Consider the following 19813-nt stretch of genomic DNA (forward strand, 5'->3'; position numbering starts at 1 on the left):
GAGCTACACGTCCTTCCGGCGTCGGGTGAGAACCCACATGGCCGCAATGATGATGAGGAAGAAGAGGATCAGGACGGTTGAGGACAACCCGTAGTCGTTGTAGTCGAAGCTGAGCCCGTAGGCGTAGATGTTCAGCGTCTCCACCTCATTGAAGGATCCGCCGCCGCGGCCCTTGGTGGCGTACAGCAGGTCGAAAGTCTTCAGCGCGTCGATGCTGCGCAGGAGGACGGCGACGATGATGGTCGGCATCAGCAGCGGGGCGGTGACGTAACGGAATCGCTGCCACGCGTTGGCGCCGTCAATCCGGGCCGCTTCGTCGGGCTCCTCGGACAGGGAGGTGAGGCCGGCGAGCAGGATGATGACCACCATGGGGGTCCATTGCCAGATATCAATGAAGATTACCGTGGGCAGGGCGGTCGCCTGACCGGAGAGCCAGGGCTGGGGCGGAATGCCCACGAAACCGAGAACCTGGTTGGCGAAGCCGATGTTCGGGTCGAAGATCAGCCGCCACATCATGCCGACGGCAACCGGGGTGGCGACCAGGGGCAGGAGGATGGCCACGCGGACCCATTTTTCGCCCTTGAACGGGCGCCACAACAGGAGCGCAATGCCCATCCCGAGGATCATCTGGACGGCGAGCGCCACCGAGGTGAAGGCAAAGGTGCGTCCGACGGCGGGCCAAAAGCGTTCGGTGTCGGTGAGCACTTCGGCGTAGTTGGCGAATCCGATGAAGTCGGATTCGGCGCGGACCGACCCCGAGGAGTCGGTCAGGCTCAGGTACATCGTCCAACCGAGCGGGAAGATGATGAGGATGCCGACGAAGATCATGGCCGGCGCTGCGAACAGCCACTTCCGGTGATTGTTTGCCCAGTCGGAATAGGCCTTGTAGCGGGTGTTCCCCGGCCTACGGTCCTTCGGCGGGTTGGTCCTCGGTGGGGAGGCGACAGTCATGCTCAACGTCCTTGGTCCGTTCTGGCTGGGGTGAAGCGCGTGAGGGTGGAGCGCCTGGAGTGGAGCGAGTGAGGGTGATGCGGCCGGTGTTGCGCCGCCCGGCGGGGGTTGTCTCCGCCGGGCGGCGCCGCATCGCAGGGCAGACTACGGGAGCCGCCGTCGTCCGCTATTCGCGTTCGTCATCCAGGAAGGCCTGGAAGGACTCGCTAGCAGCGTCAGCGGCCTCCTCGACGTCGCCGCCGGTGATGCCGACGACGATCGGATCGCCCACCACCTCGCGGGCTTCAGCAACGTTGATCACGAGCGGGCGGTCGTAACCGACGCCATTTTCGGCGCTGGCTTCGATTGCCGCAGCGAGATCTTCGGGGTAGGTCGAGGTGCCTTCAGGGTCGGCCCAGACCGAGGTGCGGGGGCCGGGGACGCCTTCCTGCTGGATCTCGAGGACCATTTCCTTGCTGGTGGCCCATTCGAGGAACTTCCAGGCGTTGTCCTGGTTGTTGGACGCCTCGTTGATGCCAAGGCCCCACGACGGCACGTTGTAGGGCTTGGAACCGGCGGGGCCGGCAGGTAGTGGAGCGAAGCCGACGTTCTCGGCGACCTGCGAGTTGGCCGGGTCGGTGGCGTTCTGGTAGAGGCTGTCGGCCTCGGTGTAGAAGGCCGCACCACCCTGGGTGAAGATGGCCATCGCCTCAGGCCAGCTCATGTCGGTGCTGACATTTTCCGGACCGTATTCGTTGATCATGCGGCCGTAGTACTCGTACGCCTCTTTGGCTTCCGGTGAGGAGATGGCCGAGTTGCCGTCCTCATCGATGAAGTCGCCGCCGAAGCTGTAGAGGAAGCTGGAGAACTGGGTGACCGCCGGTGACTTGCCGGTGCGGGCAACGAAGCCTGCGACGTCGGGGTTCTCTTCGCTGATCTGCTGGGCAGCCGCTTCAAGTTCCTCGAGGGTCTCGGGGACCTCAAGCCCCGCAGCCTCGAGGAGGTCGGTGCGGTAGTACAGCACTTCGCGCTCGGTGATGGTCGGGATGCCGACCACCTTGTCCTCGAAGGTCGTGGAGTCGACGGGGCCACTCTGGAAGTCGGCCCATTCCCACTCGGAGTTGGACTCGACGCGCTCGGTCAGGTCTGCGAGGTAGCCGTTCTGGGCGAACAGCTTGCCTTCCTGCAACGGCCGGTACATCATGACGTCGATTTCGTCGGTGCCGGCGTTGAGCTGCACGTTGTACTGGGCTGAGAGCTGATCTTCGCCGAGCTGCGTGAGCTCCACCGTCAGACCGGTTTCTTCCTCGAATTCGGGGATGGCCTCAATGATTTTGTCGGTCCACACGTGATTGGCGAGGGTGACCCGCAGAGTGTCGGAAGCTTCATCGCCGCCGGCGCCTCCGCCGCATGCTGCAAGGGTTCCGCCCAGCAATGCCGTGACCGCCAGTCCGGCTACCCGCATAGTTTTGCGCTGCACTGTTGCTCCAGTTCTCTTCGTTGAGGACACCCGCGTTGACCGGGGCCAGGAGTAGATGATCGGTTTACATCTGCTATAAACCACGATAATAGTGACAAAGATCATACTTATGCAACCCCGTTATGTGAATGGGATGCTCTTGATACGCTTCACCTCATGCAGCCAACCGCTCCCCTCTCCCCCGGTGTCGTGTCCCCTGGCCTGCACGCTTCGGTCATTGACCAGATGGGACTGGCTATCGGCGCGGGTGAGTGGGCCCCGGGATCGGTAATGCGGATTGAGGAGCTGGAGGAGCGCTACGGTGTCTCCCGCTCGGTCATCCGTGAGGTGCTGCGCGTCCTCGCCTCGATGGGCATGGTCGAATCCCGACGCCGGGTGGGCGTCCAGGTGCTCCCCGCCACTGAGTGGAACCTCTACGACCGCCAGGTCATCAGGTGGCGGCTAGCATCGCCGGGCAGGGTGGCCCAGCTGCGGTCGCTGACCGAGTTGCGGACCGCCATTGAACCCCAGGCCGCCCGGCTGGCCGCGTTACGGGCTCCTCTCGCCGATGCCAGCGAGCTTATGGGGCTGGCCGGGAAGCTGTGGGCCGCCGGGCAGGACGGGGATACCGAGCTGTTCCTGACCCTCGACATTCAGTTCCACCGTCTGGTCCTCTCAAGTTCGGGCAACGAAATGTTCGGCAAGCTCAACTCGCTGGTCGCCGAGGTTCTCACCGGGCGAACCCACTACGGCTTGATGCCCGAACACCCGCACGAGGAAGCCCTGCAACTGCACGTCGACGTCGCCGGCGCCATCCAGCGCGGCAACCCGGTCGATGCCCACCAGTCGATGCTCGCCATCATGGAACGCGCCATGACCGAAATGAGCACACTGTGGAACGAGGCGGCACACAAGTAGGATCAGCGGCGTCACACTGAGCAAAAAGAGGGATCCGACATGGAACTGATGCGACTGGGCGAGCCTGGCCAGGAAATTCCGGTGGTGCGCGACGGCGGCATCACCTTCGACCTCCGGAAGCTGCCCGCCGACATCAACGGTGCTTTCCTCGGCGACGACGGAATCCGACGAGTGCGCGGAGCCCTGGCCGGAGCTGGAGCACGCCGCTTCCCTCCGGGTGGGTGCGCCACTGACCGGCATCGGCGCCGTCGTCTGCGTCGGCCAGAACTACGCGGCGCACGCTGCCGAAACCGGGGACCTCCCACCGAAGGCCCCCATTATTTTCTTCAAGCATCCCAACACGGTGGTCGGCGCGTACGACGACGTCGTCATCCCCCCGGGCGCGCAGAAAGTGGATTGGGAGGTGGAACTGGCTGTGGTGGTCGGCAACCGGGCCTCCTATCTGGCCAGCACCGAGGAGGCCCTCGAGTGTATCGCCGGATTCACGATCAGCAACGACGTCTCGGAGCGTGACTACCAGATCGGCCATTCCGGCGGTCAGTGGTCCAAGGGCAAATGTGCGCCGACCTTCAACCCGATGGGTCCCGCCCTGGTGCCCGCTGCCGAGGTGGCGGACCCGCAGGCGCTACGGCTGTATTCAGCCGTGAACGGCGAACCCCGACAGGATTCCACCACAGCGGACATGGTGTTCAGTGTCGCCGAGATCATCAGAGACCTCTCCCAGTACATGGCGCTGGACCCGGGCGATGTGGTGAACACCGGCACTCCCGAAGGCGTCGCCCTCTCCGGCAGGTTCCCCTATCTGGGGCCCGGCGACACCATGACGGTCGGGATTGAGGGTCTGGGCGAACAGCAACAGCTTGTCGTTGGGTCCTGACTTTTCCCCGCCAGATCAGCACTCAGGGCGTAAAATTGGAGACCACAGAGATGAAGGAGGATCACCCACAACCCACCCAGCAGCACCTTGTGATGCTGCACAACGCAAGGAGAACTGTGATGGATAAAATTCCGGAGGACCCACAGGTAGTCGTCGGTGTCGACGGCTCGGGGCCCTCCATTCTCGCCTTAAGGCTCGCCGCGACCCTGGCTCCGGCCCTTGGGGCCCGAGTACACGCCGTCGCCTGCTGGGATTATCCGAAAATGTATGAGGAATACCTGCTACCGGATCCCAAGGCTTTCAAGGAGGCTGCAAACAGCCACCTCGTCGCAGCGATCGAGGAGGCTTACGGCGCTGAACCGCCTCCCGGCTTAACCAGCGTCGTCGTGCGCGGGCAGGCCTCCACCCGACTGGTTGAAGCGGGAGCAGCGGCGCAGTTGCTCATTGTGGGCCGACGCGGTCATGGCGGCCTCCGCGGCCTGCATCTCGGGTCGGTGAGCAACGCTTGCGTTGCCCATGCGGCGTGCCCTGTCCTCGTTGTCCACGACGACGGTAAGCCGCAGGTCCATCACCGCTGGAGGGACCGTTACCGCGAGAATCGCCCCCTGGAGCCGTATGACCTGCTGTGACGTTCCTTCGTTTCCGCAGCTCAGCCGTTCGGGAACAGGGCGATCAGCCGAAAAACGTCATCGCTTCGTCATAGCGTGACTGTGGGACGGTCTTGAGTTGCGCCACCGACTCTTCGAGGTTCACCCGCACGATGTCGGTCCCGCGCAGGGCAACCATGGTGCCCCAGGCACCGTCGTGCACAGCATCAACCGCCGCCATCCCCAGCCGGGTGGCCAGCACCCGGTCCGACGCACTCGGCGCACCTCCGCGCTGAATATGCCCGAGGGTGGCTGAGCGGGTCTCAATTCCGGTCCGCTGTTCGATGATGGGCGCTAGCCGCTCGCCAATGCCACCCAACCGGGGCCGGTCAAACGCGTCGAGGCCGCGCTCCGAGTGGGGTTGGCTCATCTCGGCTGAGACAAAACCCTCCGCCACAACCACCAGCGGGGTCCGTCCTCGGTGGAAGGGTTTTTCCACCCACTCGCAGATCTCATCCATACTGGGCCGTTGTTCCGGAATGAGAATGGCGTGGGCGCTGGTGGCCATTCCCGCGTGGAGTGCAATCCAGCCGACATGGCGGCCCATCACCTCCGCGATCATGCAGCGGTGGTGCGATTCGCCAGTGGTTTTCAGCCGATCGATCGCTTCGGTCGCAATCTCCACGGCGGTGTCGAACCCAAAGGAATAGTCGGTGGCGGACAGGTCGTTATCCACAGTCTTGGGGACACCGATAATCCGTACACCGTCGTCACTGAGAATCTTCGCGGCGGCGAGTGTTCCCTCGCCGCCAATCACAATGAGCGCATCCACCCCCAAGGATCGAAGATTGGCTTCGATGTGCTCTACGCCGCCGCCCTCGCCGAAAGGGCTGGTACGGGAGGTGCCGAGGATAGTTCCGCCAAGTTTCGCGATACCCCGGATGCTCATCCAGTCCAGGATGATCGAGTTGTTCTCCACCAGCCCCCGCCAGCCATCGATGTATCCGATGAACTCGTCACCATGGTTGCGGATCCCCCTCAGCACACAGGACCGGATCACGGCGTTCAGCCCGGGGCAATCCCCACCGCTGGTCAAGATTCCAATCCGAGCCATACTGCTTCTCCAACCGTAGTTCCGTCCTGTGAGGGACTGTCGCTCTGCTGACCTCAACGCAACCACCAATCCATTAGACCTGCCATGAGGACTTACCCGCCGTTCCCATGGGGGATAACCAGCACGCATCGTGATGTAATGCATGAACCGATGGTGTCGTCGTACTTGTGTCCGGCTGCACGACGGTTTGGCGCTCGTTTCGTCAGAGAGGACGAGAATGACCGATTCACGGCTGGGGCCGGACCCGTTGATTCACGGCGTGCTGCAGGTGGATGGCGCGCAAGAGCGGCTGAACACTGTCGCGGAACTGGCGCGAGACCTCGCCGGGCGATTTGAGCTTCAGCCGCTCCTCGAACGGATCCTGGGGAATGCCGCCACGCTGTTGGGGTGCGAATCGGGCTCCCTCTCGCTGGTCAATGAAGCGAGCGGAACCTACGCCAAGAAGGTTGACTTCGGCGTCGGCTGCCAGGAAGGGCAGACGTTCTCACTGGCGGAAGGCGTTACCGGTCTTGTGGTGCGGGACCGCTCGACAGTGATCCTTCGTACCTACAGCGAGGTGGCACAGGGCCACATTTCCCCCGGTGATCCGCGCTGGAACTGCGCTGTGATTGGGGTACCCATCCAGTGGGACGAGCGCGTGATCGGCACCTGCATCATTTTCGGCGCCGATCCGCAACGGGTGTTTACGCCCGACGACGCCGCGCTGGCTGAGCTGTTCGCCAGCCATGCAGCGATAGCACTAAAGAATTCCGAACTGCACGCCATCGCGTCAGAACGCGAGCAGGAAGCGGCGATCGGGGCGGAACGGGAACGAGCAGTACGGGACGTCCACGAGACCATCGGCCGGTCCCTGGCGAGCCTGCTCCTCAGCCTTGATGATGCTGACAAAGCGGTCCGGCGGGACAGTCTGGAGGCCGCAGCTTCCCTGCACATCGGAACCGCCCGGAATATAGCCCATGACGCCCTGGCGGAAACACGCCGCACAGTCCTCGGGATGGGCCCGGCGTCGCTCGCGGGCCGGGACCTCGACGTGGCGGTCGCGGCGGAACTGGCCTGGGCAGAGTCGATGAGCGCGGCGGAAACGCAGCTCACCGTCATCGGAACCCCCCGCGCACTGGTTCCGGAGATTACCCATCAGGCGTTCAAGATCATCCAGGAGGCGCTGGGCAACGTGGTAACTCACTCACGGGCGACGAGCGTGCGGGTTGGACTCGTCTATGAAAGCGATTCGCTAGCCGTCCTGGTGGAAGACAACGGGCGGGGGTTTGACCTGGCCACTACCCACGGCGACCACTCCGCCCTGCCCTCGGGATGCCTGGGGCTGCATGGGATGACCTCGCGTGCGGTCCATCTGGGCGGGGACCTACAGATCGATACGATGCCCGGGTGGGGCACCAAGGTCAGGGCTACCCTGCCTGACAAGGTTCCGGAGCGGGGCGGGCACCCCCAACCGCGGTGGAAGGTACTGATCGCCAACGACAAACCCCTCATCAGTGCTGGCCTGGTCAGGCTGCTTCATCTGAGCGAGCCCGCGGTCCAGGTGGCGGCAGAGGTCAGCTCCGCGGGGCAGCTGTTGGATGCTTACGAGCTGCTCCGCCCCGACGTCCTGGTGGTTGATCTGGACATGATCCAGGAAACCGATCCGGGGGTACTTGCGGGGGTCCGGAAACTCGATCCGCACGCCGCCATCGTGGTCCTGACGGATAATCCCACGGTCGACCAGGTACGGTCAGCCAAACAAGCTGGTGTGCGGGGATTCATTAACCGCAAAGCTGGCGGGGAGGCGATTGCGCGGGTCATCGTCGCAGCTGGCCAGGGTCAGGCCCTGGTGGAGGGCGACATTTTCGATTCCCTCATGGCATCCGCCACGGAAGACCCCGTACTGGACAATTTCACGGTGCGCGAGCGCCAGGTGCGTGACATGGTACTCAAGGGCATGGCCGACAAGCAGATCGCGCGTGAACTGCAGATCTCGGCGAAGACCGTCGAGAAACACGTGGGGTCCCTGCTCCGCAAGACTGGTGCCAGCAACCGCACCATGCTGGTCAGCATGAGCGGCGCCGAGCTCCCCCGTTCCGGTCCGGACGTAGCTGCGACCCCCGGCATCCGCCGGGGGTCGCAGCTACGAACCAAATCCTCCTGAGGAGAATTCGGCTAGAACACCCGCATTGCAATCTCGGCGGGATCGCTCAGCAACGACTCAATCTCGTCGTCGAGCCGGACCAGGGTGATTGACGCACCCGCCATGTCGAGCGACGTGCAGTACTCGCCCACATAGCTACGGCCAACAGTGATGCCCTTGGCGGCCAGCTGCTTGTGGGCCTGCCCGTACAGCAGGTAAAGCTCGCTGATCGGGGTGCCGCCGAGGCCGTTCACCATCAGGGCCACCCGGTCGCCGTCCTTGAACGGCAGGTCGCTGACCACCGGCTCGAGGATTTCATCCACAATGTCGTTGGCTGGCATCATCTTGGCCCGACGCCGGCCGGGTTCGCCGTGAATGCCCACGCCGACCTCGATCTCGTCCTCGCCCAGTTCGAAAAGCGGACTTCCCTTGGCTGGCGGCGTGCACGCGGTGAGGGCGACACCCATGGTGCGCGTCACCGAGTTCACTTTCTCTCCGATCCGGATCACCTCGTCGAGATCGGCGCCGCGTTCGGCTGCGGCAGCCACTGCTTTGATCACGAAGAAGTTTCCCGCGACGCCACGACGGCCGATGGTGTAGGTGGAGTCCTGCACCGACACGTCGTCGTCGATGAAGAGAGTTTTCACGTTGATACCCTCGGCGGCCGCCATCTCCTGGGCCATGTCGAAGACCATTTTGTCGCCGGTGTAGTTGTTTACCAGCAGCAGGACGCCTTTGGGGGAGGCGAGCAGCTTGGTGGTTTCGAACACATAGTCGAACGGGGGCGCCGCGAAGACGTCGCCTGGGCAGGCGGCGTCGAGCATGCCCTGGCCCACAGCCATCACGTGGGCTGGCTCGTGACCCGACCCCGAGCCCTGGACGATCGACACCCTATTCTCGTTGGGGCTGTCCGACCGCATGATGAGGTTGTATTCCGGCACATACTTCAGGGTCTCGGGGTTGGCCAGGGCCAGGCCCTCGAGCATTTCTGGAACAAACTGCTTGGGATCATTGACGAACTTTTTCATGGGGGCTCCACATCGTTGTGTTGAATTGAAGGTCAGATTGGATAGCAGGTCGCTGAAGGGGCTAGCGTGCCGCCCATTCGGAGGTGAGTCGTTCGATCATGATGGCTACAGCCACCGCGCCGGCGTCGGGCGAGCCGATGCTTCTTTTTCCGCTATAGCTGGCCCGTCCGCGCCTGGCTTCCAGGGTGCTGGTGGCATCGGCTGCGGCCCGGGCGGTGTCGCAGAAGACCTTCAGACAGCCGGCGGCGTCGGTTCCCTTGCCGAGTTCGCGTTCAAGCTCGTCGGTCGCTGGGACGATCGCGTCGAGGAGGGTCTTGTCCCCCAGCTCGGCGCTTCCACGCGCTTTGATGCCATCGGTCGCACCGCGCAGCATGGCGACGACTGTGGCGCCGTCCATGATTCCCGACGCCTTCGCCGCCGCCGAGGCCCTGAGGAAGGCTGTCCCCCAGAGCGGGCCCGAGGTCCCGCCAATACGGCTCGAGATGGCCAGCGCAATCTGCTGCAGAAAAGTGGCAGGGTCATCGCGTTTGAAGGTGTCCCAGTCGGCCAGGACTTTCTCGAAACCGCGAGCCAGTGAATAGCCCAGGTCGCCGTCGCCGACGACGGCGTCAAGGTCACCAAATTCCTGCTCCTTATCCACAGCCGTCTGCGCGATGGAGCGGACCACAAATTCGACGTTCTCAAGGTCGGTGGATGTCATGATGCCTCCGGATGGGTTGTGGCGGACGGTGAATCCAGTAACTGGCGCAGGGTGGTGAGGGAGACGACGTCGGCTACCTCAACGCCGAGGGGGTTGGCCAGCACTTCGGCGTGCTCGCCGGGATCTCCCAACGAACTGACCACCAGGGCCGCTCCGGTGAAATCTTCGGAGCGCGTGAAACTGCTGACTGTGACAACAGTGCGCAGGCCCGCGGCGACTGCCGCGCGGAGTCCGTTCGAGCTGTCCTCGACCACCACGGCGTCGTCGGTGCTGAGGCCGAGGTCCTTCAGGGCCAGCAGGTAAATGTCTGGCGCCGGTTTCTTGCGTGGCACCACGTCCCCGGCGAAGACGGCGAAGCCTGCCGCGAGTTCTCCCCCGACGGCGTGCGTCAGCACCGCGCGAACTGCGGGCTCCGCGGAGGTGGAGGCAACCGCGAGGCCCCAGCCGGCGTCGTGCGCTTCCTGCACCAACCGGGCAATTCCATGCCGCGCCGGCATGACACCGCCGTCCACCAGATCCGTGTAGATGGCGGTTTTGCGTTTGTGCCAGGCGAGGATCGATTCGTCCTTCGCGGCGTCGTCGAGCAGTCCCAACTTGGTGCTCACCTCGTCGGTGAGGATGCTGCGCATACGTTCCTTACCGCCGCCGATCTTCACCTTCTCGGCGTAGTCATCGACGCTCCAGTGCACGGGTACCGAGAATTCCTCGAATGTACGGTTGAAGGCCGGGAGGTGGCCAAACTGTTCGGTGTCGGCGAGCACGCCGTCGCAGTCAAAGATCAGGGTGGGCATGGGCGGCTACCTGCCCTTCCCGGCGCTGCCGAACTGCTCGGCCAGCACCTTGACCATGTCGATCACGTCGCCGCGGGTGTGCTTGAACAGCGACGGCGGATCCCATTTGTTGTTGTGTTCGGCCTGCTTCAGGAAGGTCAGGCTGGATTGCATGAACGTTTCCTTCAACGCCGTGGAGATGTTCACCTTGGCGCAGCCGCGGGCAATCAGGTCCTGGAACTGTGCAGGGCTGAGCCCGCTACCGCCGTGCAGGGCGATGGGAATGGAACGAGCTTCAACAATTTCGGTGACCCGGTTGACGTCCAGCACAGGCGCGGCCTTGTACGTGCCGTGGGCGTTGCCAATGGATGGAGCGAAAACATCGATCCCAGTAGCGTCGATGAAGTTCAGCGCCGTCTCGAGACTCTGCTGCTTGGACACTTCGTCGGAGCCGTGGTCGTCCTCGACGCCGGTGATTGCTTCGATCTCGCCTTCCACCTGAGCGCCGTAACTGCGGGCCTCCCGGACCACCTCGATGGTCTGGCGTTGGTTTTCTTCAACCGGGAGCTCTGAAGCGTCGAACAGCACCGAGTTCCAGCCAGCCTTCAGGCACTCAGTGACTACCTCACGGTCTGGGCAATGGTCGAGGTGAAGGGTGACCGGTACCTCGATGCCGCGGGTCAATGACTCCCACATCTCAAAGAGGACCCGGGAACCAATGCTGCGCACTGTCTTCACTGAGGTCTGCAGGATCACCGGGGAATTGCACTCCACCGCGCCGGCGAGCACCGCCTCCATGGTCAGATCGTTGAATACGTTAATGGCAGGCACACCATAGCGCGCCGAAAATGCCGGATCGACAATGTCCTTCAAGGGCACAACACCCACGTCAAACCTCCTTGTTAGCTGACTTACACGGTAGGCGAGAACCCTCAAGAATGGGTATGAGGGAACACCCTCCCCCTCATGGGGGTAATCACCACCACGCCCGGTTCCCCGGTCGTCTATGGGGCACATCCAGCCTGCAGACGCATTCTCACAGGGCGAGAACGCGTCTTGGCAGGGATGACCGGGGCAGCAACGCTGTCCTGAGCACAGAGCTGTGCTTACTGACATTGAGGAAGAGGAAACTCATGGCAACTGGAACCGTACTGGAAACCGTCACGCTGAATGAGGCCCGCCGCGTGATCGACGCCGCCGCTGCGAAGGCAACCGAGATTGGGCAGCCCATGGACATCGCGGTGGTCGACGCCGGCGGCAATCTGAAGGCACACGTCCGGATGGACGGGGCCAATATCGGCAGCATCACCATCGCGATCAATAAGGCGTACACGGCCATCGCCTTCCAGTGCGAGACGGGCGACCTGCAGGGGATGACCCGGCCGGACGGTCCGATCTATGGCCTGAACGACGCGCACGGCGGCCGGCTGGTGGTGTTCCCCGGCGGCATTCCGCTGGTGCGGGACGGGAGCATCGTCGGTGCTATCGGCGTCTCTACGGGATCGATCGAACAGGATCAGCAGGTAGCCGAAGCGGGCGTTGCTGCGTTCGCCGGGTAGCTGCATTCTCCGGGTAGCTGCGTTCGCCGAAGTAGCGGTGTCTTGATTCCTGCGCCGCCCGGCAAGGGGAAGACTCGACCCGCGGCATAGGTAGGCCGCAGGGGGTGACGGGGAGAATGACTAGCGTCTGGAGGACTACTGCCAACCAAAGTGTGCATGCAATGCATGCAGTGCATGCACACCGGCCGCCGAAAGTGCATGCACTGCATGCATTGCCTGCACTTTTCCGGAGCAGTACCGTCTGCCGAGGCGCGTTCGATGGTCCGGGACACGAATGCCCAAGTCCAAGCCAATATTTAGCCGGCCATGACCCGCGCCATCAGGGCGGGGTCGACGGAGCCGCCCGAGACGATCGCCGCGACGGTGGCACCGCGAGGCGCCAGGTCATGCATCCACGCTGCGGTGGCGACGGCGCCCGACGGTTCGGCGACGAGGCGGCCCTCCACAGCAATGTGGCGCACCGCGGTGAGGATCTGCTCTTCGGAGACGGTGACGACGTCGTCGACGTACCGTCTGATGTGCTCCCACGGGTGCACGCCGAGGGCCGGTGTCCGCAGCCCGTCCGCCACCGTGCGGTAGGTGAGTGTGGTGTCCCAGGTGATCCTGCGCTGCTCGCGCAGGCTTTCCGCGGCGTCAGCCGCGAGTTCGGGTTCAACACCGATCACCTGGACCTCCGGGCGTAGCGACTTGATGGCGGTGGCAATCCCGGAGATCAGTCCGCCGCCGGAAATGGGGACGAGGACGACGTCGACGTCGGGCAGTTGCTCGATGAGCTCGAGCCCAACGGTGCCTTGGCCGGCGATGATGCGGAGGTCGTCGTAGGGCGGCACCTCGACGTAGCCGTGTTCGGCAGCGAGCTCAAGCGTCCGGCTGTCCCGCTCCGATGCCGGCACCAGCACCACCTCGGCTCCCAGTGCCCGGACGGCGGCGATCTTGGTGGCCGGGGCGGCGTCGGGCATGACGATGACGGCGTGCAGGTCGAGCCGTTTGGCGAGCCAGGCGACAGCGCGCGCGTGGTTGCCCGAGGACTGGGCGATGATGCCGCGGTCGCGGGACTCATCGAGCACCTGGGAGATGGTGTTGTAGGCACCGCGGAGCTTGAAGGCACCCGTCGGCTGCAGGGATTCGGCCTTCAGGTGGAGGACGTCGGACGGTCGGTCCGGGTGCGGGAGCGCGACGATCGGCGTGCGCAACACTAGGTCCTGGATCCGCTCGGCTGCGGCCCTGATGTCGTTGAGGGTAACTAGCAGGGTGGCGGTGCTGGCGCGAGCATTATCCATAGGTGGATCCTACGTTGTCTCGTTCCACCAGCCCCTGTCACCGATCAGCCAGCTGTGGCTGATGTTGGCGCCCGGCAGGATGCGCGTCGACCGAATCGTGGTGTTTCTCGCGACAGTGGCTGGCTTCTTTCAATTCCCGGCTGGCGCGCAGTGGGCTCTTCGTTGCGGGAATTGCCCTGGTCATCTGGAGCTTCCGACTGGGGCCAGGGCCAAACGGGAGAAGAAGGAGGGCGCTCCGCCGTCGGCCGCCGGGTGCGGGTGCGGGGCGGCGTCGCGCTGATGGCGGTGCGACGGGGTGACCCGACGCAACTCGAGGAACACCCTGTCCTGGGTGCTGGGAATCCTCGACATCTTATTGGTGGTCAACAGAGTGAGCGAGGTGCTGTGACGCAGGCACTTGCGGTGACGGCATCTAACCCGTGATGATTACGTAGCGCATCAGCGCGAATGTTCACCGGTGGTGGGGCGCCGGTCGGCAATCAGCGTCTGGGTCCCGCGCCGCAGGAGAACAGCAGTTGTTGCATTTCCCGTCAACCAACACCGCCGCGAACCGGCCTGCGCCGGCCGACGTCACCAGGCTGGCCCAACTGTTGGACGACTCCGTCTGGGGTTTCAGCAACTGCAGGGTGGACGCGGCTGGGAAGCCGGTCGCCGAAGTGGACTGGTTGTTCTACAACACGAGGGCGGGGCGACTTCACTATTTCGGAGTGGAAAGGCTTCCAATCGCCGGTCGTCGCGGTGAAGGACACCGGGATGCCCTGGATCCTGGCGGATGGCTCGGAAGTAGCCAACCCAATCGAACAAGTGGCTCGGCAACTCGACGCAGTACGTGCGGTCCTTCGAGGTGCCGTGCAGCCCGGCTTTTTCCCGTCTATTGACGCCATTCAAGTCAATCTCCAGCAATGCGTCTACGCCGCACAAATCAACCCGAACACCACCCGCGAGCGCCTCCGGTTCGGGCGGGCGCACAGCTCCCTGGACGATCTTGCGAAATTCCTGCGGGAGGACCGAAAAATTCCCGTTCCGCTGATCATTGCCGACCCCGCGACGCTCATCAATCTCGCGGATTCTCTCGCAGTTCTGTTCCGCTGTGCGGTCTCCCGAACGGTGCGACGGAAGCTCACCGTCCGGCCGGTCAACCACGCAGGAGATAGGGCGCAACGAATTGTTGACATCCATCTGCAGCTCGCAGACCTTCACGGTGAACTGGCCCGTCTGATCGCAGAACAGTTGCTTTCCGGTCAGGCGTCGCCCGTCCTCGTTGCGGACACTCCTATCCCCGGCGAAATGACTACGTCGAAGAAGGCGACCGTACCCAATGAGCCTCTCAAGGCACCGAAGATCACCGAAATCCAGGTCATGATGACCCATCTGGATGAGCACCTGAAGGGTGTCGGCGACGAACCGCACGCCGTGCTCCACGGCCTGGGGCGGGCGTGGAACGCGGCCCTGACGGACCCAAAAATTTCGCCTAACGGAGCCGTGAGTCATGCCCTGTTTGGTTCGGCGGCAACCCCACGGGTCAAGCACATCGGGTCTCTCAGAACACTGCTGGGTGCCAGCGTTTCCGTCTGGTGTCTTGAACAAGCCCGTGCAGCAGGACTCAGTGCCAGGCCTGATCCCAAGCGTTCCTCACACCTTTTGGTGTCCCGGACCTGAGCTTTTCATGACTGGCAAGAACCTCGGGCGGCCAGGAAACTTTTGCCCGACCCATGTCGTGGCCTTGACTGAATCGTCCGCACCAGTACCGACAGCCCCCGCTCGGCCATTTCGTCGGCGAGGTGGTCCATGAGAGTTTCAATCACGGGTCCGATCGGCCAGTCGGGAAGGATGCACAGCACCAGGTCACTGCGCCCGGTCTTCAACGCCCGCGCAGCGGCGGATGGCGCGTACCCCAGACGCGCCGCCGGTCTCCTCGGAAATGCTCACGCCTTCGCGCCCGGTCAGGACATAGCTGACCGTGGTGCGCGAGACGCCACTCTCACGAGCCACGTCGGCACTGGTGATCCCCGCCATTTAGCATCCCTTCGGACCTTGATCCCTGTCTTCCGCCATCCTGACGGCTCTCTCCGTCGCCGGGCCCCTGGGTTCGTGACGCACGCCTCTGGCCCTGAAGCCGAAACCGGAGTAAACATGGCTATGAGCAAAGCACAGGGAGCCGCCGCATTGTTGGCCGAGGCGCTCGGGATCGTTCTGGGGACCGAGGAAATTCCGCTCCGACTCCGGGCCTGGGACGGGTCGGAGGCGGGCCCGCCGACCGCTCCGGTGATCGAATTCCGTTCCCGACGGGCGCTGCGTCGCATGCTCTGGTCCCCCGGCATGCTGGGCCTGAGCCGGGCCTACGTGGCCGGGGATATCGACGCCCCCGGCGACCTCTACGAAAGTTTCACCGCCCTCAGCGCCGTCGGGAAGTTCGCCGAACTCGAACCCTTCAGCCCGCCAACGCTCCGCGAGCGGGCAAAACTGCTCACCACAGCCGTCCGGCTGGGCGCCATCGGTCTCAACCCTGCTCCCCCGCCCGAGGAAATCACCATCGACCGGGCGGGCCGGAAACATTCGAAGAGGCGCGACGCCGCCGCCATCTCCCACCATTACGACGTCGGCAACGATTTCTACGCGCTCGTCCTCGGCCCGTCAATGGTGTATTCCTGCGCGGTCTGGGACTCCCCCGATACCGGTCTGGACGCGGCGCAGGAGGCGAAACTTGATCTGGTCTGCCGGAAACTCGGGCTACAAGCCGGCATGCGGGTGCTGGATGTGGGGTGCGGTTGGGGCAGTTTCGCCCTGCACGCGGCGGAACGCTACGGGGCCGACGTCGTCGGCGTCACCCTGTCCACCGAACAGGCGGAGCGCGCCCGCAAACGGGTGGCCCACGCCGGGCTCAGCGAGCGCGTGCAGATCCGTGTGCAGGACTATCGCGACGTCGACGACGGCCCGTACCACGCAATCAGTTCCATCGGGATGTCCGAGCACGTCGGACGCGACCAGATCGCCGCGTACGCGAGCCACCTGTTCGGCCTGCTGGCCCCCGGCGGCCGGCTGCTCAACCACGCCATTTCATGGAATGCCGGGGACACCATGCGCCCGGACCCCGATTCGTTCATCCCGAAATATGTCTTTCCCGACGGCGAGATGCTCAGCCTCACCGTGATGCTCGGCGCGCTGGAATCGGCCAGGTTCGAGGTGCTCGACGTCGAAGCGTTGCGCCGACACTACGCGCTCACCCTGCGGGCGTGGGTGCAAAACCTTGAGGATCATTGGGAGGAAGCGGTGGGCCTGACCAGCGAGGGCCGGGCCCGGGTGTGGCGCCTCTATATGGCGACCAGCGCACTGGGGTTCGAGAACGGGCTGACCGGTGTGAACCAGGTGCTGGTGCAGCGACCCGGCGGGGCCGAGCCGCCGTCGCGGCGGACCATCTGACCCGTCGCGCCCCCACGATGGGGGGGCGCCGTGCCCGAGCACTGAAGACCCCAGGTGTACTGGTCCTCGGTGGACTCAGAACGGATGGGTTTCTGCGGGACCAATTCCCTGCGACGCCTACCGCATGAGTAGCACAAGTGCTACCGTGGTTTGATGAAACATATTGGCCTGAAAGAACTTCGCCAGCATGCCAGCGATGTCATCAAGAGAGCCGAGGCTGGTGAGACGATGACCATTACCGTATCCGGGCGGGACGCCGCGGTGCTTAGCCCAATAGCAGAGCGATCCTGGCATCGATTCAGCGAAGTACAAGACCTCTTCTCCTCCCCGACCGATCCGGAATGGGCAGACGATCTGCGAGCATTTGATCAGCCGCCTCGCGACCCATGGACCCAGCAGTGAAAGCCATCTTTGACACAAACCTGCTGATTGCCAATGATGTACGGGCTGTCCCCGAGGAAATCGGTATCAGCACGATCAGCCTCGCCGAACTTCACTACGGCGTATTGGTTGCCACCGAAGCGCAACGCGCACTACGCCTCCGCCGGCTTGCTGCAATTGAGAGCCGGTTTTCTGCCTTACCAGTCGACAGCGAGGTGGCCCGGAACTACGGGTTGATATCTCACCTGGTCGCAGAATCGGGCAGGAAGCCCCAAGCGCGCAGCTTCGACCTGCTCATCGCCGCCACGGCAATGACCCATAATGCGATCCTGTACACGCGCAACATCACGGACTTCAGCGGACTTGAGTCTGTCGTCGAGGTGCGGCCCCTCTGACACCGCGATGCCAGTGGTGCTGATGGACCGTCCTAGCTTCCTATTGCCCCGCGGGCCGTCGACCAGCGCCGTACACACTTTCGACCAGGTCCACCAGCCCCTCGATGCCCGGATCGAAGCGCCGATCCGCCGACTGGCCTCCCGGTATGAGGGAACGGAGAGGACGGTGCGGACGGCGACGGCGACGGCGACGGCCGCAGGCTTGGCGCGATTTGTGCGCAGGTTAATTCCAGTGCCAGATTAGGCAACGCGGGCCGACACCTCAGTTTTTTCCTCAGTTTCACCCGCAACCACCAACGGCACGCCGTGGCGCAACGCAAAGTGCACCCCACCGTATCCGCCGTTGGTCACCAGAACGTCGGTCTTCGGCAGGAGTTCGTCGTAGGGCAGGTAGGAGGAGACTCGAACGTTTGCAGGTAGCGGACCGTCGAGTGAGCCCGCTGGGCGTCCGCCGGTGCTGACGACGACGAGGACGTCGTCGTCAGCCAGGCCATCGATGGTCGGGCGGACCAGGTCGCTAAAATCCCGATTGGCAACAGTGCCCTGGGTGACATGGACCAGCGGGCGGCCGGCGTCGAGCTCGTCCCACCATTCGGGGAGCTCCGCCGTCCCCATAGCCCCCACGAGCCTGCCACCCCTGGACACACGGACCCACGAAATGCACGCTGGCCGGCAGGTCGGAGCATGGGTACTCGAACTCGGGAACAGTGAACTGGACGAGGTGGTCGGCAGCGCGGGGCCAGTCCATAAAGAAGGTCTGGTATTGTGCGCGTCCGGGGCGCATGAAGATTTCCTTGAGGTCGTACCTGATCCCTTTGGGGCCTTTGAGACCTGCGCGGCCGGGGAAGAATTCGTCAAGTGCGCTGTCGTCGAAGTCCGTCTCCGGCGGCAATCCGATGAACGTGGTGCCTGTTCCGGTCACCCGATCCTCGAATCGCCGACCTGTGAGGAACCGGACATCGTGCCTACGGTCAACGAGGCCCGCGGCGACCGCGAGCATCGGTGTGACGTGGCCGACTAGTGGACTGGAACACACAAGAACCGATGCCATGATGACTCCCGGGAATTGGGTAAGTGCGAGCGCCATCGGCTTCACCACTTGAGCAGTTGCTCCTTTCAGGCAAGGCCAGGCCCGCCATCGACGGCGGCGTGGATTTCCGTCTGATACCCCGGACCTCAGGTGGGAACACCACTGAAATCCTGGCCGATCTGCGGGGAGACCGGTGATCGTCTACGTCGATACATCGGCCGCACTCAAATTGATCGTCGACGAAAGGGAGTCCGGCGCCCTGGCCGAGTTCCTCACCACAGCGGCCCAGGCGGGCGACCAGCTCGTCTCTTCGATGCTGCTTTACACCGAGCTCCACTGTGCGGCCCGGCGACGTCGGGGCATCCCTTCCACCGTGATCAACATGGTTCTCAGCGGAATCACGCTCGCGGACTGCACACGGTCGGACCCGATGTTCTCGACCGCGTTGTCCGGTGGGCTGCGCAGCGCAGATGCGATTCACCTGGCAGTGGCGCTTCGGCTGCAGACGGACCTGCTGGTCGCTTACGACGGCGAGCTATTGGCAGCTGCGGTCGACGCGGGACTCTCCGTAGTATCGCCCGGCAGTTAATCACCGCAGTGCGGCGAAGAGGCCATCACGCAGGTTGCATCTCTGCCATAGAAGAATGTTACATGTAACATTCATCTATGGCAGAGATGCGTGATCGGGTTCGTGAACACCGACAGCGGTTGCGAGAACAGGGGCTTCGACCCCTTCAGCTGTGGGTGCCCGATGTTCGATCACTGGAATTTGCTGCAGAAGCGCATCGCCAGTCGCTCCTCATGGCCGCGAGCGAGGAAGAAGCCAAGGACCAGGCGTTTGTCGACGCTGTTACTGCCGACTGGGACATTGAGGCGGACCCTCACGCATGAAACGCGGCGACGTCGTCATCGCCGCAGCTCGAGGCGCCTACACCGGCAAGCCAAGGCCGGTGATAGTCATTCAAGACGATCGGTTCGACGCGACAGCATCGGTGACCGTGTGCCCACTAACAACCCATCCGATCGAGGCCCCACTGATTCGTATTTCCGTGGACCCTGCTGCCGGTAACGGGATTGAGCAACCGAGCCAGATCATGATCGACAAGGTAGTCACCATGCCGCGAGCAAACGTGGGTGATCACCTCGGCCGGCTGAGCGATGCTGATCTGACGAGACTCGATCGGGGTCTGCTGGTGTTTCTCGGGCTCGCCGGGTGAACGGATTGCGCTAGTAAGGTGAACCA

22 protein-coding genes and 2 pseudogenes are annotated in these 19813 nt (G+C 63.7%); 13 read left to right on the forward strand and 11 right to left on the reverse strand.

What is annotated here, in order from left to right:
* Window positions 1-3: 3 nt before the first annotated feature.
* Both ACX80G_RS00925 and ACX80G_RS00930 read right to left on the reverse strand, forming a co-directional pair.
* On the reverse strand, window positions 4-951 hold the full coding sequence (locus ACX80G_RS00925; protein ID WP_459305093.1) for a carbohydrate ABC transporter permease: 948 nt from the start codon (window positions 949-951) through the stop codon (window positions 4-6).
* A 166-nt stretch (window positions 952-1117) separates the two neighbouring features.
* Window positions 1118-2410: an ABC transporter substrate-binding protein gene (locus ACX80G_RS00930; protein WP_459305094.1), complete on the reverse strand. Its 1293-nt coding sequence runs from the start codon at window positions 2408-2410 to the stop codon at window positions 1118-1120.
* Window positions 2411-2566: 156 nt separating this feature from the next.
* Between ACX80G_RS00930 and ACX80G_RS00935 the strand changes: the two genes are divergently transcribed.
* From ACX80G_RS00935 to ACX80G_RS00945, 3 genes and pseudogenes are all read left to right on the forward strand, one after another.
* A complete protein-coding gene (locus ACX80G_RS00935) occupies window positions 2567-3307 on the forward strand; it encodes a FadR/GntR family transcriptional regulator (protein ID WP_459305095.1) in 741 nt (246 codons plus the stop codon).
* Window positions 3308-3346: 39 nt separating this feature from the next.
* Window positions 3347-4184, forward strand: a pseudogene (locus tag ACX80G_RS00940) (fumarylacetoacetate hydrolase family protein).
* 119 nt (window positions 4185-4303) lie between these two features.
* A complete protein-coding gene (locus ACX80G_RS00945; protein ID WP_459305096.1) occupies window positions 4304-4813 on the forward strand; it encodes a universal stress protein in 510 nt (169 codons plus the stop codon).
* Between the two features lie 43 nt (window positions 4814-4856).
* Here ACX80G_RS00945 and ACX80G_RS00950 read toward each other — a convergent pair whose 3' ends face one another.
* Entirely contained in the window at window positions 4857-5885 is a 1029-nt protein-coding gene (locus tag ACX80G_RS00950) for a 6-phosphofructokinase (protein WP_459305097.1), read from the reverse strand.
* 217 nt (window positions 5886-6102) lie between these two features.
* Between ACX80G_RS00950 and ACX80G_RS00955 the strand changes: the two genes are divergently transcribed.
* Window positions 6103-8028 carry a LuxR C-terminal-related transcriptional regulator gene (locus ACX80G_RS00955; protein WP_459305098.1) on the forward strand — a complete coding sequence of 642 codons (1926 nt, stop codon included), beginning with the start codon at window positions 6103-6105 and terminating at the stop codon, window positions 8026-8028.
* 11 nt (window positions 8029-8039) lie between these two features.
* Here ACX80G_RS00955 and dhaK read toward each other — a convergent pair whose 3' ends face one another.
* From dhaK to ACX80G_RS00975, 4 genes are all read right to left on the reverse strand, one after another.
* Window positions 8040-9035: a dihydroxyacetone kinase subunit DhaK gene (gene dhaK, locus ACX80G_RS00960; protein ID WP_459305099.1), complete on the reverse strand. Its 996-nt coding sequence runs from the start codon at window positions 9033-9035 to the stop codon at window positions 8040-8042.
* A gap of 61 nt (window positions 9036-9096) precedes the next feature.
* Window positions 9097-9735 (reverse strand): dihydroxyacetone kinase subunit DhaL, encoded by a 639-nt coding sequence (gene dhaL / locus ACX80G_RS00965; protein ID WP_459305100.1) that lies wholly within the window; start codon window positions 9733-9735, stop codon window positions 9097-9099.
* Window positions 9732-10526, reverse strand: a complete 795-nt coding sequence (locus ACX80G_RS00970) for an HAD-IA family hydrolase (RefSeq protein WP_459305101.1) — start codon at window positions 10524-10526, stop codon at window positions 9732-9734. Before ACX80G_RS00970 ends, dhaL begins: the two co-directional genes overlap by 4 nt.
* A gap of 6 nt (window positions 10527-10532) precedes the next feature.
* Window positions 10533-11393, reverse strand: a complete 861-nt coding sequence (locus ACX80G_RS00975; RefSeq protein ID WP_459305102.1) for a class II fructose-bisphosphate aldolase — start codon at window positions 11391-11393, stop codon at window positions 10533-10535.
* A 245-nt stretch (window positions 11394-11638) separates the two neighbouring features.
* Between ACX80G_RS00975 and ACX80G_RS00980 the strand changes: the two genes are divergently transcribed.
* A complete protein-coding gene (locus ACX80G_RS00980) occupies window positions 11639-12064 on the forward strand; it encodes a GlcG/HbpS family heme-binding protein (RefSeq protein WP_459305103.1) in 426 nt (141 codons plus the stop codon).
* A 296-nt stretch (window positions 12065-12360) separates the two neighbouring features.
* Here ACX80G_RS00980 and ACX80G_RS00985 read toward each other — a convergent pair whose 3' ends face one another.
* A complete protein-coding gene (locus ACX80G_RS00985) occupies window positions 12361-13344 on the reverse strand; it encodes a threonine ammonia-lyase (protein WP_459305104.1) in 984 nt (327 codons plus the stop codon).
* A 180-nt stretch (window positions 13345-13524) separates the two neighbouring features.
* Window positions 13525-13710, reverse strand: coding sequence for a hypothetical protein (locus ACX80G_RS00990; protein WP_459305105.1), 186 nt, complete (start codon window positions 13708-13710; stop codon window positions 13525-13527).
* A gap of 387 nt (window positions 13711-14097) precedes the next feature.
* Here ACX80G_RS00990 and ACX80G_RS00995 point away from each other — a divergent pair, with 387 nt between their 5' ends.
* Window positions 14098-15003, forward strand: coding sequence for a hypothetical protein (locus ACX80G_RS00995; protein ID WP_459305106.1), 906 nt, complete (start codon window positions 14098-14100; stop codon window positions 15001-15003).
* A 188-nt stretch (window positions 15004-15191) separates the two neighbouring features.
* Here ACX80G_RS00995 and ACX80G_RS01000 read toward each other — a convergent pair.
* Window positions 15192-15360, reverse strand: a pseudogene (locus tag ACX80G_RS01000) (LacI family DNA-binding transcriptional regulator); the annotation flags it as partial.
* Window positions 15361-15483: 123 nt separating this feature from the next.
* Between ACX80G_RS01000 and ACX80G_RS01005 the strand changes: the two are divergent.
* From ACX80G_RS01005 to ACX80G_RS01015, 3 genes are all read left to right on the forward strand, one after another.
* Entirely contained in the window at window positions 15484-16764 is a 1281-nt protein-coding gene (locus tag ACX80G_RS01005; protein ID WP_459305107.1) for a class I SAM-dependent methyltransferase, read from the forward strand.
* Between the two features lie 153 nt (window positions 16765-16917).
* A complete protein-coding gene (locus ACX80G_RS01010; protein ID WP_459305108.1) occupies window positions 16918-17166 on the forward strand; it encodes a type II toxin-antitoxin system Phd/YefM family antitoxin in 249 nt (82 codons plus the stop codon).
* Window positions 17163-17540, forward strand: a complete 378-nt coding sequence (locus tag ACX80G_RS01015) for a type II toxin-antitoxin system VapC family toxin (RefSeq protein ID WP_459305109.1) — start codon at window positions 17163-17165, stop codon at window positions 17538-17540. Before ACX80G_RS01010 ends, ACX80G_RS01015 begins: the two co-directional genes overlap by 4 nt.
* Window positions 17541-17780: 240 nt before the next feature.
* Here the strand turns inward: ACX80G_RS01015 and ACX80G_RS01020 are convergent, their stop codons facing one another.
* Window positions 17781-18155: a glycosyltransferase gene (locus ACX80G_RS01020; RefSeq protein WP_459305110.1), complete on the reverse strand. Its 375-nt coding sequence runs from the start codon at window positions 18153-18155 to the stop codon at window positions 17781-17783.
* A gap of 43 nt (window positions 18156-18198) precedes the next feature.
* On the opposite strand from ACX80G_RS01020, the gene ACX80G_RS01025 reads away from it, so the two are divergent.
* From ACX80G_RS01025 to ACX80G_RS01040, 4 genes are all read left to right on the forward strand, one after another.
* Window positions 18199-18561 carry a hypothetical protein gene (locus tag ACX80G_RS01025; protein WP_459305111.1) on the forward strand — a complete coding sequence of 121 codons (363 nt, stop codon included), beginning with the start codon at window positions 18199-18201 and terminating at the stop codon, window positions 18559-18561.
* A gap of 202 nt (window positions 18562-18763) precedes the next feature.
* Entirely contained in the window at window positions 18764-19159 is a 396-nt protein-coding gene (locus ACX80G_RS01030; protein ID WP_459305112.1) for a type II toxin-antitoxin system VapC family toxin, read from the forward strand.
* Between the two features lie 77 nt (window positions 19160-19236).
* Entirely contained in the window at window positions 19237-19461 is a 225-nt protein-coding gene (locus ACX80G_RS01035) for an antitoxin MazE family protein (protein ID WP_459305113.1), read from the forward strand.
* Window positions 19458-19787 (forward strand): type II toxin-antitoxin system PemK/MazF family toxin, encoded by a 330-nt coding sequence (locus ACX80G_RS01040; RefSeq protein ID WP_459305114.1) that lies wholly within the window; start codon window positions 19458-19460, stop codon window positions 19785-19787. Before ACX80G_RS01035 ends, ACX80G_RS01040 begins: the two co-directional genes overlap by 4 nt.
* The last annotated feature ends 26 nt before the right edge of the window (window positions 19788-19813 follow it).

The sequence above is a fragment of the Arthrobacter glycogeni genome, from assembly GCF_054510815.1.